Origin of the sequence: Bacteroides sp. f07 (assembly GCF_042854785.1) — a bacterium.
GTDB lineage: Bacteria > Bacteroidota > Bacteroidia > Bacteroidales > Bacteroidaceae > Bacteroides.
On sequence record NZ_BAABXI010000003.1, the window covers coordinates 92,422 to 108,930 of the forward strand.

Below are 16,509 nucleotides of genomic sequence, written 5' to 3' on the forward strand. Positions count from 1 at the left end.
TCTTTAAAAAATGGAACCTAATTCCGGTTTTGCACCAAGTTTTCCTGTTCTATATGCCTTATAAAGAGATAGATTTTTGTGCAATCCAAATTCAGAAGCACAATAAAGTTCAGTAGAGGCATCTTCCTTTGATTTCTCAGTAAACCAAACCATATCCCGACGTATAAATTCTTCATCCAATAACTGCTGGTCTTGTGTCGTGAACAGTATTTGTGAATTGGCTGTATTCATCATAAAAGTCGTCAGAAAATGGAGCAAAAGATCATAATGCAAATTACTTTCTATTTCATCAAAACTATATATATGATCTTCACGTAACATATTGAACATACATTCCTGTAACTGAAAATAGCGTAATGTCCCCAATGATTGGTCAATAGAAGATAAAGTAAAATCAGATCCGTCTATGGTGTGATGAGTAAAAAAAACATCTTTGCCACTTTGCATTCTTGCTTCATTGTCAATACTTATATTAGAAATATTAAAATCAGCCTTTCGCATAGCCGATATAAAATAATCTTTTTTCTCTTTATTATCAATCAACTGCTGGGCAATATCCAAAAGTGTATTTCCCTTCATACCATGCACATACCGAACAATCCAGTTATAGGTATCACGGAATATCTTTGCATCTTCATTTAGAGATACTTTTGCGAAAGTAGACAGTACAGTATGGTTATTCAAAGTATTGTCTACAATTGTTTTCTTACTTTTCAAATGCAAACCGACTGTACGACCAAATTCAATATCCGGTACTACATCTTCATGAACAAACTTCCGACTATAAAATAAAGATAATACTCCATTAGGAGCATATTCCATTTTCTCAGAAATGATATAGCGGTTATTATACTCCACTGAATAGTCGTATCGTACTTGCCCTATATAAAAGGACACGGACAATCGTGTATTTTTATCCTTATCCAAAGCAAACGGATAAAAAGGTATAGCCTGCAGCTTATTAGTATAGGGAGACACCAACATTCTCCATATTGTTTCATAGGCATAGAGAATATTACTTTTTCCGGAAGCATTAGCCCCATAAAGTATAAGCATACGATTTAACCGCATCCCTGGTTTGATTTCGATAGTCAATAACTCATGAGAGGTCTTGTCTTTGGTAGCCTCGAAAGATAACACCTGCTCTTTTCGTATTGACATAAAATTTTCTATACTGAGTTCTCTAATCATACATTCATCCTTTCATTTCGTAATTTTCCTACAAAAATAACAAATAATCTGCGCAAAATACACTTTTCTTGCTCTTATTTTACTTTTTTATCTTTTGGGGTAATTTCGTATCATCACCAGTTGATCAATTCCATTCTTTATGAAAAGAGCTGACTTTCCGTGACAATAAATGACACTATAATCTAAATCATGCAAATACGCCCTATCTTGCATCAAAATTGTGGTGCAACTTAAAAAATATCATTATTATGGAAGTCATTTACATTGAAACCAAGTTGTTTGAAAAGATGATGAATCAATTCAACGCTTTTACAAAACAAGTAGATTCGCTTTGTCAAAAAGTTGATGTCAAAAATCTTAGTGCATGAATGGATAGCCAAGATGTATGTTTGAGATTGAATATTTCTCCCCGGACATTACAAACCCTAAGAGATAACGGTAAATTACCTTATTCACAAATTCAGCACAAGATTTTCTATAAACCGGAGGATGTAGAGGCATTATTGACTTTTGTCGGGCTTCAACGGAAAGAAAAAATTTTAAAATCAAAAAATATAAATCAATAGGTCATGGAAGGTATTATAATGAAACACAACAAACAGGTTGTTGCTTTTTTCAAGGCATTGGAGAGTATGCTTGTGAAAATGAACAAGATCACAGATAATAGCCGTCCTCCATTGAATGGAGAGCGATATATTACAGATAAGGAGTTAGCCCAATGATTGAAAATTAGCAGAAGAACTTTGCAGGAGTATCGTAACAATGGAATGCTTCCTTATTATCAGTTAGGAGGGAAGATCTTGTATAAAGAATCAGATGTGGAAAAGTTATTGGAAGATAATTATCGTAAGGCTTTTCAAGAGTAGATTCTCTATCTGGTCTGAAATATTATCAAAGGTATTATGTATAATATTCATCTGATTATAATAGTACTACGTTCAATTAATGGCTCACAAATTAGCATATCAAATAGAAATTTCGTAACTTTGTAATATGATAGAAGGATGAATACCACTGTAAAATGCAGCAGGTAATACAGGGTGAAATCGGAGGACTTCACAAACCTGATGTCTTAGAAATACTGATAATCAAACGGTTACAGAAGCATAATATAAAGCGTTCGAGCCCCAGGCGGATCACTGAAAACAAAAGAAAAATCAAGCAAATCCCTGATAATCAGACATTATCAGGGATTTCTTTTTTCTGGCAGGTAGCAGAAAATAGCCGTTTCAAGCATATTATCGGTGGATAAATCGTGGGACTAAAATTTAGTTCTAAAAAGTCCCACGAGTTTGCATCTTTCTCACTGATTCATAACATTTTGCATAGACTTACTTTGGAAGAGAATACATAGTTTTGTAACTTAAAAAACGATGTAAAAATGGCTCGAAAATCATTTTCTGTTTTGTTCTTTATCAAAAAAGCCAAGTTATTAAAGAACGGAGAAGCACCTGTGTGCATGAGAATCACTGTAAACGGCTGTATGGTAGATATTTCTATCAAAAGAAGTTGTCCCGTAAACCTATGGAATCAAGCAAAAGAGAATTCAAAAGGAAAAGACCGTATGTCGGTGGAACTGAACCACTACTTGGAAATCACACGCTCACGCATACACCAAATTTATAGGGAACTGGAAACTTCCGACAAGGTTATCACCGTTGATCTTGTGAGAAAACTGTATTATGGTGTGGATGAAGAAAGCAAAACCCTTTTGCAAGTATTCAGAGAACACAACGAACAAAGTCGTAAGCTGATCGGCAAAGACTTTGTTAGTAAAACCGTTCAACGGTATGAAACCACTACCCGATATTTGGAAGAATTCATTAAAAAAGAATACCAGCTATCGGATATTGCTCTGAACAACTTGGAAGCCAACTTCATTTCTAAGTTCGATGCTTTTTTGAAGATTGAAAAGGGTTGTGCACAGAATTCGGCTATAACCCGATTGAAAAACTTAAAGAAAATTATCCGTATTGCTTTGGAAAACGACTGGATAAAGAAAGATCCGTTTGCTTACTACCGTTTCAAATTGGAAGAAACCGATCCTGAATTTCTGACGATGGACGAGATTAAAATCATTCTCGCCAAAGAGTTTACAATTAAACGAGTAGAACAGGTACGTGACGTTTTTGTCTTTTGCATTTTTACTGGCTTGGCGTTCAGCGATGTAAAAGATTTATCACCCGAACACTTGGTAAAAGACAACAAAGGGGAACTTTGGATAAGGAAGAACCGGCAAAAGACAAAAATCATGTGTAACATTCCTGTGCTGCCTGTGGCAGCTTCTATACTTGATAAATATAAGGATGTGGCAGAGTGTACCGGAAAACTTTTACCTGTATTGTGTAATCAACGCATGAACAGTTATTTGAAGGAGATTGCCGATGTGTGCGGAATTCATAAAAATCTTAGCACACATACCGCCCGTCATAGCTATGCTACAAGCATTTGCCTTGCAAATGGCGTAAGTATGGAGAATGTTGCTAAGATGTTAGGTCATGCAGATACAAGCGTAACAAAACACTATGCAAGGGTATTGGATCAGAATATTTTCAAGGATATGCAAAAAGTAAATAGCTGTCTGTCGGAATTAGCTATATAATAAAGGTAGTAGCCAATATAGAAAAAGGATTGGGAAGAATGAATTTCATTTTCTCAATCCTTTTTTTAAGGTAAATTTTTCAAAACTTAATATGAAGTATTGACAAAGGTAAGTTCCGTATTCAGTCTGTTCAAGTCCGAGCCTTCGGTTTAGATGAAAATCTTCCTCTCACTATGTTCGAGCGTATTTTCATCTAAAGACTTGCACAGACTAAATACTTCACTGGGAAAGTCAATGATTCAAACTAAATTCCGAAAAACAATGTTTTGGGCTTGGCAGGTTACTCTTTCCAACTTTCAAAGTAGTGCTTTTGGAGCAGTTTATCAATATCACTCTGACGGTAGATGATTTTACCTTTTATCTGGATAAAGGGAATTAGTCCTATATCTCGCCATTCTTGCAGGGTTCGCAAACTGACATTCAGTTTCTTGGAAACCTCATTATTAGAAAGAAAGCGTTCCCCATTCAGGTGGGGCTTGTAGTGCTTTACAATAGATTCAATACCATTCAGCATCGAATCGAGCGAAGAAATAAATTCTTTGACTTGTGGGGTATCTTTATTTATTAGTTCCATGATTGAAAGATTGTTTTATTGAAATATTGATTTTAAGGGTTCTTCGTCAAATTTGGTGGTAATCTCTTTTTTATTTCGATGGTTTTCCTCTTCTTCTTCCTTAATCCTATAAAAAGTTGTAGATATGTTTGCTTTTTAGTAACTTTAAAGACACCACATCATTAAGAGTTACCATGCAACAAGCCATATCTACAACGTACAAATATACATCAAAAAAAGAAAATACTCCTACAAATAGGGGATTATTCCATGATTTCAGATTCAGTCTTGGCTACGATAATCTGCAACAAGATGGTATCTCTGAAGCTGTTGGCTCATTGACGGTCTTTTTACATACGGCTGGCAAGGGGGCTTCCTGTCCTTATTGCGGACATTTCAGTCACCGGTTGCACAGTTACTACTCCCGTCATATTCAGGATCTTGAAGTTTACGGTCATAGTTTGGAGTTAGTCATCAAGGTTGGTAAATATTATTGTGACAATGTTTCTTGTCCGCAAAAAATATTCTGCGAACCGTTGTCTTTTCTGGCTCGTCGGTATGGTAGACGGAGCTATCTTGTTGAGGAACGCATCAGATCGATAAGCTTGGAACTTACTTCCCGAAAGGCCTCTTCTCTTTTGCAACTGTTCCATATAACGGCCAGTAGCTCTTCCTGCTTACGCATCCTACAACAGTACGGGCAACATAATCCTATGCATAATAAAAGTATTTATGTAGGTATTGATGATTTTGCCTATAAAAAAGGTAAGGATTATATGAGTGTGGTCGTAGACCAGATGACACACATGCCTATTGCTTTGTTAGAGGATAGAAGCGGAGAAGCGCTTGATAACTGGCTCACCCGGAATCCTCAGATACAATATATAACGAGAGACCGTGGAAGATGTTTCACAGAGGCTATAAACAGAATAATCCCTGGTGTTACACAAATCTGCGACCGGTTCCATCTAACCAAGAATATGACGGACACGATGATACCGGAAATAGAGAAAATGATTCGTCAGACCAAGAAAAAGCTCAAGTACGAATATCCTGACAGAGACACGGCTTCTTCGTTAATTCTTCAGGACATATTTAACATGGGAGATGTCCGACACAGAGAAAAATTGAAGATATACAGGGAAAGCCTGAACTTAAAAATGCAGGGGATGACCATTGAGCAGACAGCCACACATTTGGGCAAGAAAAGTCGCTACATTTATAAGCTCATTCACAACAGGAGAATAGGGGCATACTTGAATGAGCAACAGAAGACAGCTCTTAAATATGTATCCGAACTGGCTACAATCATTAGTGCGGGCTGTATTACCCGAAAAATATTGGCACAAAAAATGGGGAGTAAAATCAGTGGCGCACTTATTGGAAGGATAACATCCAGCTTGCGAAAAATGTATCAACAAAAGAGGAAGGAAGTCAAGGAGCATAATGAGAGCATTGAAAACGGAAGTAAAACACAAAGAGTTTCACAGAATCAGATACGCAAATACATTCTAAAGGGAAAATCGGATAATCCTAAACTAGCGGAACTGTATAAATCCTCACCACAGATTAAAGAACTCTTAAGCGTGTGTCAGAATTTCAGAGATATGATTAATGGGAATACTTATGATAAGGATATTAGAAAGTGGATTGAAAAAGCGAAGGCAACACGGAATATGGCACTGACGAACTTTGCATATGGTATTGAAAAAGACTGGGAGGCAGTACAGGCAGCTATTGATATCCCCTTCAGTAACGGATTATTGGAGGGGACAGTGAATAAAATTAAAGCGGTAAAAAGACAGATGTACAATAGGGCAGGAACTAAACTACTGAGAGCCAAGATTCTTTATTCACAATAGAAGAAGTACCACCAAATTTGACGAAGAACCATTTTAAGATGGCTAGATAGCCGGTTAGTTACGCAGATAGTGACCCAAAGACGAAATGTTAAGTACGTCTTTTGCCGGATCATAATCTACATAGAGCCGTTTGGATGCAGGGGCAATAAAATACTGGCTACCATCTTGCTGTATCTCATAAGTAGCAGGTGAAGCCTGTTTGGTTGTTTCCGATACATATATAATAGAAAGAAGGTACTCTTTGTCGCTCCGATAGATGATAACCGTAGGATTCAGATTAATGCTTTCCCATGTGCCAACAATGGAAAACAGGTTGAAAAACGGATAATCTTTTTTAATTCTTTTCATAAGACGTGGGGTGTTTGGGTGATTGATTTTGCGTTTCACTGTCTGCAATAATTCTTTCAATATCGGAAGTCTTATAATAAATCTTACTACCAATTTGAGAATAAGCCAATCTTCCGCTACTTCTGTAATACTGCAAAGTTCGCTTACTAACGCCTAACAACAGGCACACTTCCTGACTATCCAGCCAGTTTTCTACTTTCTGGGTATGAGTGCTGCACAAACTTTCTATCCGTTTGACAAACTCCGTGAACCTCTCGCAGACATACGAAAAGGTTCTCTTTTCAATAGTTACTACTTCCATACTTTCAATTTTAAAAGGTTTATAAAACGTGTCGATTTTATTTTCATCGGCAAATAAAAGAAGAATCATGAGCCGTTTTCAAAACTGTCCGAAAGTGGCGAAGTAAAGTTCTTAATGACTTAATATGTACTTATCGTGGCAACATAATACAATGATTTATAGACGAAATACTCATTGATTTAGGCAGATCATATAGAAACAAAGAAAAATAAACCGATATTTCTTTGTCAATTCAAAAATAACGCTTATGTTTGCAGTGACCAATAATAATAAAATAGTCACACGGTATGGCAAAAGCATTTGATGACAACGAAAGAAAACTTATAAAGGATAAACTCAAAGAAGGAGCTTTGCTATTTATCCAGCAACAAGGGGTACGTAAAACTTCTGTAGATGAGCTTGTTAAATATGCCAATATTTCTAAAGGAGCATTTTATCTATTCTATACATCAAAAGAACTTCTTTTTTTCGATACAATAATAGACTATCATAAGAAATTGGAAAAAGAATTTCTTAATGCCATAAATAAGCATACCAATAATATTACGGTTGATACATTGACAGATATTATATCTGATTTGCTAATCAACAACAAACCATACTTTGTATCTATCTTCGTTAATAGTGATGTGGAATATCTAAATAGAAAGCTCCCTCAAGAAGTACTTTCAAAACACGTAGATGATGATGTCATGTTAGCAAACGAATTACTGAATTTTATTCCAGAAAGTAAATCAATTGATACAAAAGTATTTGCAGGGGCTTTAAGAGCTGCATTCTTGACTATTCTAAACGAGAAAACAATTGGAACAGATATTTACAATGAAGTTTTCAAGTTTATAGTTAGGGGAATAGTACAGCAACTATTTAAAGACTAATCCAATACAACAAGATTATATAATATCAACTGACTATGTGCAAATATGTTACATAGCGATACTTTGAATTTACAATATGACTATATAAACAATTTTAGTCATACGATATAAAATTTAAAAATTATGATTACAGTAAAAAACTTATCGTTTAGTTATTCTCAACTACCATTTATTGAGAATATGAATTTTCAAGTAAGAAGCGGAGAAATATTTGGCTTCTTAGGACCTTCTGGAGCAGGAAAAAGCACTCTTCAAAAGATATTAATAGGTATGCTCCCTAAATATAAGGGGAGTGTTTCTATTAATAATAATGAAATTAGAAATAAGTCTGACCAGTTCTATGAGAGTATTGGTGTCGATTTTGAATTCCCTAGTTTTTATGAGAAATTCACCGCATTGGAGAACTTAAAATTCTTTGGTTCTTTATATGACTGTAAGCTGATTCCTGTCGAACAATTATTAGAAATGGTTGGACTCTCACAACATGCCAATAAGAAAGTGGCAGGTTTTTCTAAAGGTATGAAATCCAGATTAAACTTTGCCCGATCAATTATTCATCAACCCAAAGTGTTATTTTTGGATGAGCCAACATCTGGTTTAGATCCTTCAAACTCCCAAGTGATGAAAAACATTATTCTTGATCTTAAAAATAAAGGAGTAACAATCATTCTGACTACTCACAATATGCACGATGCAACCGAACTTTGTGATCGTGTAGCATTTATTGTTGATGGCAACATTAAAGCTATGGACACTCCTCATAATCTTATCATGTCAAGGCGTTATAATGAGGTAACATATTCATATTTGGAGAATCAAAAAGAATTAAATACTACAATCGCACTTGACAAAATAAGTACAGATAAAAAGCTACAATCTCTGATTCAAGCTAATGCCTTATTATCAATACATAGCAATGAGCCAACATTAGACAATATATTCTCAGAAATAACAGGGAGGAAATTACTATGAAGTTTAAAAGTTTAATACTAGGCGATATTCGGCAACAATACAAATATGGTTTTTATGCCCTATATACGTTATTTACACTAGTGTATATTACAGTATTGCGCATTCTTCCTATGCCGTGGAAAGAACTATGTACAACTACCCTTATATTTTCAGATCCCGTACTGATCGGATTAATGTTTATGGGAGCAATAATATTATTCGAGAAAAGCGAAAAAGTAATGCAGGCATTAGCTGTTTCGCCCATATCGATACACGCATACATTTTGTCAAAGGTAATTTCCATTGGACTAATTTCTTTGCTAAGTGGAGTTCTCATCGCATTGTTCTCAGGCATGGAACATTCTTACATACATCTTGCTGTTGGAATTATGTTAGGTTCAGCATTATTCACACTGGTTGGAATATCACTTTCCGCTTTCATTTCAACCATGAATAACTTTATGCTGATTATGGTTCCCACTTTAATAATATCCGTAGCTCCCATATCTGTTTATACAATGGGCTATAAATCGGGAGTTATGCTATTACATCCAAGTATAAGTCTGATAGAACTTATGTCTGGAAATATCAGTGTCATATCTCTAATGGCAATAAGCATTTGGTACATTGCGATGTATATTTTTTCTTGTCTGTCAGTAAAAAAAATGATGACGATATAATTATGAATCAGAATATTATTTCTTTCAAAATGTTTATCAGAAACATATTCTCAGATGGTATGTTATCTGCAATAATATGTATTCCGCTAATATTAGCGGCAATATATAGGTTTGTTTTCCCCTTAATTGTACAGCATTATCCGATGCTAAAGGATTTCAGTCTATATTATCCGATATTGGATTTATTCCTTGCAATTATGTGTCCTTACATGATTTGCTTCGCTTCGGTCTTAGTGGTATTAGATGAAACAGATATGAAAATCAACAGGTATATCACAATTACTCCACTTGGGAAGAAGGGTTATCTTATATCAAGATTGCTTATTCCTGTTTTATTTGCAGCTATTGTTTCTTTTGTGCTGCTTTCTTTTTGTTCTGTATCAGGTATGTCATTATGGACTACATTTATAATATCAATATTGGCTACAATACTAAGCGTTGTGGCTGCTATGATTATTTTGGCATACGCGGGAAATAAAGTGGAAGGTATGGCACTTGCAAAAGTATCTGCTTTAGTTATGGTTGGGCTAATTATACCTTTTGTTATTACAGATAGTACCCAATATATATTTTCATTTCTCCCTTCTTTTTGGATAGCCAAGTTTCTAATAAGTAATAACTATTGGTTTATTCTACCAACGACCTTTCTTTCTGGCGGACTGATTTACATATTATATAATAGATACAGCACAAAAATATAGTTTCTTCTAAAATCGATACTATTAATACCGAATATATAAAAATATAGCCCCCTAAATAAGCATATTGAATTTACGATTATACGAATTAATATTATTCACTATCTAAAAATTATGCTTATGAATGAGTTATTGAAAATGAAGTTTTTTGAGCTATTGTCTAAAACTTCACAAGAAGTTACTAACACAGAAATGCAAGATGCCTATGGAGAATTTGTCAAGCACATAGTCGCTATTAGCAATTCAGAAGATTATTCCTATATCTTTCGGATGCTAAATCTCACCCGTATTGAGATAGTACCCCTAAAAGAGTTATATCAATGTGGGCAGGGGGAAAAATGCGCTTAAAATTCTCTATGTCCACAAAGCGTTATCGACAATTGATGCCGAGCTACAATTAATCAACTTAAAAATTAACCATCCAGAACAATTTAAGTTATCTATTCCTACAGCATTCAAGTCCGACCTATATGTAATCCCTAAGTCAAAAGACTTGGGGATTATTGGCATTGCAGAAATCGTATTAGCTCTGTTTCTACAGGGGCAAATCGTTGGCGAAGATGGAAAACCTGTCCCAGAAGTTCGTTTAGCTCGTGGCTTTGAGCAGCTTTTCAATCTAAAATTCGGAAGTATTTACGATAAGGTAGGTGAAGTATTTACCCGCAAGCCGTACAACCTTACCAAAACATTGGATGCCTTACGAAATGCTATCATTAAAGAGGATCGAAAACGTAAGAACCGATAAAGATCAAAAAAGATACTTGTGTAAACTATTAATTTCCAGAGATTTGAAATTTTCATTTCGGGGAGTAGGTAACTACTCCTCTTTTTCTGTTACATTGTTTTACTGAATTTTGCTTCATCAATCGATTGAGAACAATAATGTTAAACTAAAAATGAAGCAAAATGTATATAGACAACGAGAACTTCGATAAATGGATGGAGAAGCTATCTAAGAAACTCACTGAGATAGGACAAGACTTAAAATCCCTTATCAATACCGATCAGGTATTAGAAGAAAATGAACGATTACTTGATAATCAGGATTTAGCATTTCTGTTAAAAGTGTCTTTCAGAACTTTACAACGCTATCGACTAAAAGGTAAGCTCCCCTACTTTACTATTGGGCATAAAACCTACTATCGGGCTAGCGATATTAGAGCTTTTGTACGTGAACGAGCCGATTATCAAACTTATAAACAGTTTGAAAAAGCCAATCAATTAGAAAACAAACTCTGACAGCAAAATGCAGCAGAGGAAAGAAGCTTGTGTTTAAGCTATCACTTTGTGTAACCACCCCGATTTAGTAGAAACCGCTTCACCTATCGGTTCAGCCCATTTCACTAAATCGAGCAAGAGGGAACTGGACAAGTCCTGTTCTTCCCTCTTGCCCTGCGGGGCAAAGCCTTCGGCTTTAGCGTGTTACAAGAACACGCTGTAATGACACCTGTAATAAGCATTTTCTTTGCAATGCTTATTATCAGATATTTATCTATTCATATTTCTATAAAAAAGTAATTACCATGCCAAACGGCAGTCGAAAAACGATATTCACTACCATTTCCATAGACAAGGAAACGGCAGCTTTGGTAGAGAAGATATGCAAACGCTATTCACTGAAAAAGAGTGAAGTTGTAAAATTGGCGTTTGGGTATATAGATAAAGCACATATCAACCCATCCGAAGCACCAGAATCTGTAAAATCAGAACTGGCGAAAATAAATAAGAGACAGGATGATATTATTCGTTTCATCCGTCACTATGAGGAAGAGCAACTGAATCCAATGATACGGGCAACAAATTCAATCGCTTTGCGCTTCGATGCTATCGGCAAAACTCTGGAAGCTCTTATTCTCTCTCAACTGGAAGCCAGTCAGGAAAGACAAACAGCCGTGCTGAAAAAGTTAAGCGAACAGTTCGGCAATCATGTCGATGTGATTAACAATCAGTCAAAACAGATCAATGCACTCTACCTGATACATCAACGGGATTATAAAAAGTTACTGAACCTGATACAGCTCTATTCGGAACTATCCGCTTGCGGAATGATGGATAGCAAACGCAAAGAGAACCTGAAAGCTGAAATTAGCAATCTCATAAATACATAGAATTATGCACATAGACCTTGCCCCACCATCAAACGGAACATATAATAATTCCGGGAGCTGCCGAAAGCTAGCTAATTACATGGAACACGAGGATTTAGAAAGGATGGAGAAAGGCATCTATACCGAAGGCTTTTTCAATCTGGCAGATGATAACATCTATAAATCAAAGGTCACAAAAGATATAGATAGCAATATCGGACAACTCCTAAAAACGGATGCAAAGTTTTATGCTATCCATGTCAGCCCATCGGAAAAGGAACTTAGAGCAATGGGTAGCACAGAGCAGGAAAAAGCCGAAGCAATGAAAAGATATATTCGTGAAGTATTTATTCCTGAATATGCTAAAAATTTCAATAAAGAGCTATCCGCTTCGGATATAAAGTTTTACGGTAAGATCCATTTTGACCGTAGTCGTTCAGATAATGAACTAAATATGCACTGTCATTTGATTGTGAGCCGAAAAGACCAAGCCAATAAAAAGAAACTATCACCATTGACTAATCATAAGAACACCAAGAACGGAGCAATAACAGGTGGCTTTGATCGTGTAAGCCTATTCCAACAGGCAGAGCGAGGATTTGATAAACTATTTAGATATAATCGCCAACAATCTGAATCATTTGACTATCACAACACAATGAAGAACAACTCCATATCAGAGCAACTTAAACAACAAGAGGCAAATATTCAATCCTGTGAAAGAAAAATGGAAGTCAACCAGAATAGCAATCAAGAAAATATGCTTTCTAACAATTCTGAAAACAAGAAAGAAAATAGTAAGGCTTTTAATACAGATGAGAATATTGTCACCAAACAAGAATGCGAAACATCTGTCAATCAAAATAATAATCAAACATCTGATGTGGTTATTTCCTTAACAACATCAAGGATAGACTTAACATTCAACAACGAGGATCAAACACCAAAATCTAAGAAGAAAAAGAAAAAAGGACGCAGACTATAATACAATAAGTAAAGATATTCCAACTTATCACTCTTATGTTCATAAAAACCGTATAACATGTTGATATTTCAAATATTAATTAATATTTTTGCAAAAAACAATAATCATTATGGAAACACTTGAAATAATCATAGCAGGTATAGTCGCTATTGCAGTCGCAGGGGGAGCTATTTTTACATACAAAAAAAGCAAGAGCAAGAATGTTAATATCAAAAACGTAACAATTCATGGAAGTGGAAAAGTCGTAGCCGGATATGACAATTCCACTCACATTTCTGATAATACAATAAACCCAACATAGAATAATGGGGGTATCTATACGTGATGCAGAAGTCACGAATGGCGGAAAGCTTGTGGGTGGAGATGATAATTCTGTGCATATAAAAACAGAAACTCATAATCATCCAGTAACACAAACTAAGCTATCAGTTCTTTTTGACTCACTAAAAAGAAAATTTGAGCAAGAAGAGCAAACTGATTGTATATCAGAGGAATTAAAATTTTATCAAACAGATAGAGATACAATTGGGCTAGAACAAAAACTAAAGGATGGGGATTTGGAATATTTGTTTGAGGATGCTAGTTTGCTGAAGGAAGCATATGCAAGAAAACTATATAGATATCAATTATATGAACCTGCTCAAGAAATACATACTTATATATTAGGTATAATATGTAATAAATTTAGATGGTTAATATACCCATTAATTAAGAAAAGTACTCCACAAGAAGAGATAGCAAGACTTATCTCTTCTGAGATCATTGATCCTATTATGAAAATCATAATGGAACAAGGGTGTAATGACATTATGGGACTAACATACAGAGATATTGAGGGGATGATTTATTTTTTAACCGGCAGATGCCATATAAAATGGAAATTATGATCATTTATCATCAAGCTTTCGATTTATACCATACAGCATATAGAATAATACAACTTCTTACCTACTTTAAGCGTGGGGAGTCTGTAGAAATCGAGCGTTTACGCATTTGGGATTACTATTTACTATTTCCAATAGAAATGCAACGCATTAAATTTTCACTAAATGAGAAAGAGATTAAGGAGCATATTAAAACATTCATAACTAAAAACCGAAAAGAAAATTCATATGAGATAATATTTGATAGTCGTAAAATGTTTGAAAAAATAAAGCCATATCAAATGGCGGCTTTAAAAAGCTTAGCATCATATGGCATTATTAATATTGATTATATTACATCGGGGTATGTAACACCTATTTCAACGGAGATAATAGAGAAACATTCTCCCCAATTTGAACCTTTATCTATTAGTGAACAAAATGCGATTAAGTTGCTCACTTCTCATTACTATTTAATGTCTTTAAGCGTGTTGAAAGAAAAAACAAATCTTATTGAAAATAAATATGATGCACAATAATTTATTTGTCAATCGACTAATCATATATACGAAAAATAACAAAGTTGCTTATGATGAAACTTTTCATAAAGGAGTTAATATCATTCGAGGTAAAAATAGTAGTGGAAAATCGACCATAACTCACTTCTTGTTTTATGCTCTAGGTGGAGCCTTTAATGAATGGGTAAAAGAAGCAAAGCAATGCTCACGGGTAATAGTAGAAGTTGAAGTTAATGGAGCAACCCTTGTTCTGAAACGAGAACTGAATTTCAATGACGAAGGAAGAGCCAATGGAATGGAACCAATGTATATCCATTGGGGAAAGATGGAAGATGTATCTGATGATAATTGGAAAAAATATGGCTTTAATACTACTCCTAACAGTATTAGTTTCTCTAACGTGTTATTTAATACTTTAGAAATTCCAATAGTAAAAGGTGACAGCAATATCACAATGCACCAGATTCTTAGATTAATATATATAGATCAAGAATCCCCTACTAGTTCTCTTTTTTTATATGAACATTTTGACACAATGCTAACCAGAGAAACTGTAGCAGAATTATTACTAGGGATATACAATCAGGAATTGTATGATAAAAAACAAAGAAAAGAGGCTATTGATAAAGAATTAATAAACCTCAGCCAAGAAATAAAAGCTATAAAAAAATTCATAGACGCTCCTTACATGCTAATACCTAGTCATGTGAGAACTCAAATAGAAAATAAAGAAAAAGAAATTGAAAAAATCAATTTAACAATTCAAGCTCTTAAAAATGAAGAGAAATCAATACGTTTTACAAAAAAGACACAACTAGAATTTGAGGTTTTGAATCAAGAAGCAATACAACAAAGATCAATTGTAAATAAATTGAATGACCAGATTCGAGATCTCGAATTTGAAATAGAAGACTCAAAAGATTTTATAATAGAGTTAGAAAGAAAATTGAAAAGTATCAAAAACTCTGTTGCAACAAGGGATTTTATTGGGGGATTTTCTTTGGAATATTGTCCTGAGTGTTTATCCCCCTTAGAGAAGCATGATAACAAACAGACTTGTAGATTATGCAAACAGAGTGTTGATGAGAGTTACGGGATTACACAAGCAAAAAAAATAGAACAAGAGATATGTTTCCAGCTAAAAGAATCATCTAATCTCTTAATTATAAAAGAAAGAAAACTAATAGATTTAAAAGCCTATTATGAAGCGGAAAAAGTGAAGCTATTCCAAATACAAGGACAAGTAAATAACAGTCTTAAAGATGTTAAATCTATTGCAAATGAAAGAGTTGAGAGTTTATTAGTTGAAAAAGGAAAATGTGAAGGAGAAATTCTTCAATTTAAAACAATGCTGGAAAATGCAGAAATATATAATAGTTTGTTGCAGAAAGAACAATCTCTAAAAGACGAAAAAGTTCATTGCGAATATATTATTACACATTTACATAGAGAACAAGAAAAAAACAAAGAAAAAACGAATCGAGAAATAGAACAGTTTGCATTAAAGTTACTAAAAAAAGATTTAGATAGACAAGAGGAGTTTTTCAAAGCTGATACTTTTAATATAGATTATAGAAATAATATAGCATTTATTACGGATAAAAATGAAAGATATTCATCTAGTTCTAATTTCTATTTGAAAACATCTGCTAGATATGCCATCTTTTTAGCTTCATTACATATTGATCAAATGCGCTATCCTCGTTTCATTTTTTGCGATAATATGGAGGACAAAGGGATAGAGCCAGAACGTGCGCACAATTTTCAGCGTGTATTGGTTGATATGGTTGAGCAAAATGATAAATCAAGCTATCAACTAATTTATACTACATCTCATATACTCAAAGAACTTGACACTCCTGATTATTGTGTCGGAGATTTTTATACAGAAACAAATAAGAGCCTAAAATATGTATCTGAATTTGTCTAATTAAAGTATTGCAAGGTTCAGAGAAAACCACTATCTTTGTATTCAGTATTCTCCATGAGCAA

General features: G+C 34.5%; 20 protein-coding genes and 1 pseudogene. 17 read left to right on the forward strand and 4 right to left on the reverse strand.

All coding sequences use genetic code 11. From position 1 onward, the window contains the following. Positions 1-3 precede the first annotated feature (3 nt). On the reverse strand, positions 4-1,191 hold the full coding sequence (locus ACGHVY_RS20235) for an ATP/GTP-binding protein (protein ID WP_390601147.1): 1,188 nt from the start codon (positions 1,189-1,191) through the stop codon (positions 4-6). A gap of 368 nt (positions 1,192-1,559) precedes the next feature. Here ACGHVY_RS20235 and ACGHVY_RS20240 point away from each other — a divergent pair, with 368 nt between their 5' ends. The 3 genes and pseudogenes from ACGHVY_RS20240 (at position 1,560) to ACGHVY_RS20250 (ending at position 3,793) form a co-directional block, all read left to right on the forward strand. After that, on the forward strand, positions 1,560-1,757 hold the full coding sequence (locus ACGHVY_RS20240) for a helix-turn-helix domain-containing protein (RefSeq protein WP_211737797.1): 198 nt from the start codon (positions 1,560-1,562) through the stop codon (positions 1,755-1,757). Between the two features lie 3 nt (positions 1,758-1,760). Next, positions 1,761-2,057, forward strand: a pseudogene (locus ACGHVY_RS20245) (helix-turn-helix domain-containing protein). 515 nt (positions 2,058-2,572) lie between these two features. Then, the gene (locus ACGHVY_RS20250) at positions 2,573-3,793 is read left to right on the forward strand and encodes a site-specific integrase (protein ID WP_025835674.1); all 1,221 of its coding nucleotides are present in this window, start codon (positions 2,573-2,575) and stop codon (positions 3,791-3,793) included. A gap of 280 nt (positions 3,794-4,073) precedes the next feature. On the opposite strand, the gene ACGHVY_RS20255 is transcribed toward ACGHVY_RS20250, so the two are convergent. Continuing rightward, positions 4,074-4,367: a helix-turn-helix domain-containing protein gene (locus ACGHVY_RS20255; RefSeq protein ID WP_057256668.1), complete on the reverse strand. Its 294-nt coding sequence runs from the start codon at positions 4,365-4,367 to the stop codon at positions 4,074-4,076. 173 nt (positions 4,368-4,540) lie between these two features. On the opposite strand from ACGHVY_RS20255, the gene ACGHVY_RS20260 reads away from it, so the two are divergent. After that, complete coding sequence (locus ACGHVY_RS20260; protein ID WP_390601151.1) at positions 4,541-6,208, forward strand: ISL3 family transposase; 1,668 nt, start codon at positions 4,541-4,543, stop codon at positions 6,206-6,208. A gap of 54 nt (positions 6,209-6,262) precedes the next feature. Here ACGHVY_RS20260 and ACGHVY_RS20265 read toward each other — a convergent pair whose 3' ends face one another. Both ACGHVY_RS20265 and ACGHVY_RS20270 read right to left on the reverse strand, forming a co-directional pair. Next, complete coding sequence (locus tag ACGHVY_RS20265; protein WP_025835670.1) at positions 6,263-6,556, reverse strand: DUF3876 domain-containing protein; 294 nt, start codon at positions 6,554-6,556, stop codon at positions 6,263-6,265. Further along, positions 6,543-6,857, reverse strand: a complete 315-nt coding sequence (locus ACGHVY_RS20270) for a helix-turn-helix domain-containing protein (RefSeq protein ID WP_270669326.1) — start codon at positions 6,855-6,857, stop codon at positions 6,543-6,545. The genes ACGHVY_RS20265 and ACGHVY_RS20270 overlap by 14 nt, the downstream gene beginning before the upstream one ends. 287 nt (positions 6,858-7,144) lie before the next feature. On the opposite strand from ACGHVY_RS20270, the gene ACGHVY_RS20275 reads away from it, so the two are divergent. The 13 genes from ACGHVY_RS20275 (at position 7,145) to ACGHVY_RS20335 (ending at position 16,447) form a co-directional block, all read left to right on the forward strand. Then, positions 7,145-7,735 carry a TetR/AcrR family transcriptional regulator gene (locus tag ACGHVY_RS20275; protein ID WP_022011030.1) on the forward strand — a complete coding sequence of 197 codons (591 nt, stop codon included), beginning with the start codon at positions 7,145-7,147 and terminating at the stop codon, positions 7,733-7,735. Between the two features lie 123 nt (positions 7,736-7,858). Beyond that, positions 7,859-8,707, forward strand: coding sequence for an ABC transporter ATP-binding protein (locus ACGHVY_RS20280; RefSeq protein WP_057328245.1), 849 nt, complete (start codon positions 7,859-7,861; stop codon positions 8,705-8,707). After that, positions 8,704-9,366, forward strand: coding sequence for an ABC transporter (locus ACGHVY_RS20285; protein WP_270669327.1), 663 nt, complete (start codon positions 8,704-8,706; stop codon positions 9,364-9,366). Before ACGHVY_RS20280 ends, ACGHVY_RS20285 begins: the two co-directional genes overlap by 4 nt. Positions 9,367-9,620: 254 nt before the next feature. After that, positions 9,621-10,067 (forward strand): hypothetical protein, encoded by a 447-nt coding sequence (locus ACGHVY_RS20290; RefSeq protein ID WP_270669328.1) that lies wholly within the window; start codon positions 9,621-9,623, stop codon positions 10,065-10,067. 111 nt (positions 10,068-10,178) lie between these two features. Beyond that, entirely contained in the window at positions 10,179-10,412 is a 234-nt protein-coding gene (locus tag ACGHVY_RS20295; protein ID WP_085978836.1) for a hypothetical protein, read from the forward strand. Continuing rightward, the gene (locus ACGHVY_RS20300) at positions 10,387-10,809 is read left to right on the forward strand and encodes a hypothetical protein (protein WP_007656975.1); all 423 of its coding nucleotides are present in this window, start codon (positions 10,387-10,389) and stop codon (positions 10,807-10,809) included. The genes ACGHVY_RS20295 and ACGHVY_RS20300 overlap by 26 nt, the downstream gene beginning before the upstream one ends. Positions 10,810-10,970: 161 nt before the next feature. After that, positions 10,971-11,303 carry a helix-turn-helix domain-containing protein gene (locus tag ACGHVY_RS20305; RefSeq protein ID WP_022011056.1) on the forward strand — a complete coding sequence of 111 codons (333 nt, stop codon included), beginning with the start codon at positions 10,971-10,973 and terminating at the stop codon, positions 11,301-11,303. Between the two features lie 284 nt (positions 11,304-11,587). Next, positions 11,588-12,172, forward strand: a complete 585-nt coding sequence (locus tag ACGHVY_RS20310; protein ID WP_270669330.1) for a BfmA/BtgA family mobilization protein — start codon at positions 11,588-11,590, stop codon at positions 12,170-12,172. Positions 12,173-12,176: 4 nt separating this feature from the next. Further along, positions 12,177-13,136 carry a DUF5712 family protein gene (locus tag ACGHVY_RS20315; RefSeq protein WP_270669331.1) on the forward strand — a complete coding sequence of 320 codons (960 nt, stop codon included), beginning with the start codon at positions 12,177-12,179 and terminating at the stop codon, positions 13,134-13,136. Positions 13,137-13,245: 109 nt separating this feature from the next. Beyond that, positions 13,246-13,437: a hypothetical protein gene (locus ACGHVY_RS20320; protein WP_270669332.1), complete on the forward strand. Its 192-nt coding sequence runs from the start codon at positions 13,246-13,248 to the stop codon at positions 13,435-13,437. 4 nt (positions 13,438-13,441) lie between these two features. After that, complete coding sequence (locus tag ACGHVY_RS20325) at positions 13,442-14,023, forward strand: ABC-three component system protein (RefSeq protein WP_007656966.1); 582 nt, start codon at positions 13,442-13,444, stop codon at positions 14,021-14,023. Beyond that, positions 14,011-14,538: an ABC-three component system middle component 5 gene (locus ACGHVY_RS20330; RefSeq protein WP_117578802.1), complete on the forward strand. Its 528-nt coding sequence runs from the start codon at positions 14,011-14,013 to the stop codon at positions 14,536-14,538. The genes ACGHVY_RS20325 and ACGHVY_RS20330 overlap by 13 nt, the downstream gene beginning before the upstream one ends. Beyond that, positions 14,525-16,447, forward strand: coding sequence for an AAA family ATPase (locus ACGHVY_RS20335; protein WP_117578801.1), 1,923 nt, complete (start codon positions 14,525-14,527; stop codon positions 16,445-16,447). Before ACGHVY_RS20330 ends, ACGHVY_RS20335 begins: the two co-directional genes overlap by 14 nt. Positions 16,448-16,509: the final 62 nt, after the last annotated feature.

Coding starts and splice junctions, on each gene's coding strand:
- ACGHVY_RS20235 (WP_390601147.1), bottom strand. CDS start 1,191: ATGATTAGAGAACTCAGTATAGAAAATTTTATGTCAATACGAAAAGAG.
- ACGHVY_RS20250 (WP_025835674.1), top strand. CDS start 2,573: ATGGCTCGAAAATCATTTTCTGTTTTGTTCTTTATCAAAAAAGCCAAG.
- ACGHVY_RS20285 (WP_270669327.1), top strand. CDS start 8,704: ATGAAGTTTAAAAGTTTAATACTAGGCGATATTCGGCAACAATACAAA.
- ACGHVY_RS20290 (WP_270669328.1), top strand. CDS start 9,621: ATGAAAATCAACAGGTATATCACAATTACTCCACTTGGGAAGAAGGGT.
- ACGHVY_RS20240 (WP_211737797.1), top strand. CDS start 1,560: ATGGATAGCCAAGATGTATGTTTGAGATTGAATATTTCTCCCCGGACA.
- ACGHVY_RS20335 (WP_117578801.1), top strand. CDS start 14,525: ATGATGCACAATAATTTATTTGTCAATCGACTAATCATATATACGAAA.
- ACGHVY_RS20315 (WP_270669331.1), top strand. CDS start 12,177: ATGCACATAGACCTTGCCCCACCATCAAACGGAACATATAATAATTCC.
- ACGHVY_RS20260 (WP_390601151.1), top strand. CDS start 4,541: ATGCAACAAGCCATATCTACAACGTACAAATATACATCAAAAAAAGAA.
- ACGHVY_RS20265 (WP_025835670.1), bottom strand. CDS start 6,556: ATGAAAAGAATTAAAAAAGATTATCCGTTTTTCAACCTGTTTTCCATT.
- ACGHVY_RS20320 (WP_270669332.1), top strand. CDS start 13,246: ATGGAAACACTTGAAATAATCATAGCAGGTATAGTCGCTATTGCAGTC.
- ACGHVY_RS20310 (WP_270669330.1), top strand. CDS start 11,588: ATGCCAAACGGCAGTCGAAAAACGATATTCACTACCATTTCCATAGAC.
- ACGHVY_RS20295 (WP_085978836.1), top strand. CDS start 10,179: ATGCTTATGAATGAGTTATTGAAAATGAAGTTTTTTGAGCTATTGTCT.
- ACGHVY_RS20275 (WP_022011030.1), top strand. CDS start 7,145: ATGGCAAAAGCATTTGATGACAACGAAAGAAAACTTATAAAGGATAAA.
- ACGHVY_RS20325 (WP_007656966.1), top strand. CDS start 13,442: ATGGGGGTATCTATACGTGATGCAGAAGTCACGAATGGCGGAAAGCTT.
- ACGHVY_RS20255 (WP_057256668.1), bottom strand. CDS start 4,367: ATGGAACTAATAAATAAAGATACCCCACAAGTCAAAGAATTTATTTCT.
- ACGHVY_RS20330 (WP_117578802.1), top strand. CDS start 14,011: ATGGAAATTATGATCATTTATCATCAAGCTTTCGATTTATACCATACA.
- ACGHVY_RS20280 (WP_057328245.1), top strand. CDS start 7,859: ATGATTACAGTAAAAAACTTATCGTTTAGTTATTCTCAACTACCATTT.
- ACGHVY_RS20270 (WP_270669326.1), bottom strand. CDS start 6,857: ATGGAAGTAGTAACTATTGAAAAGAGAACCTTTTCGTATGTCTGCGAG.
- ACGHVY_RS20305 (WP_022011056.1), top strand. CDS start 10,971: ATGTATATAGACAACGAGAACTTCGATAAATGGATGGAGAAGCTATCT.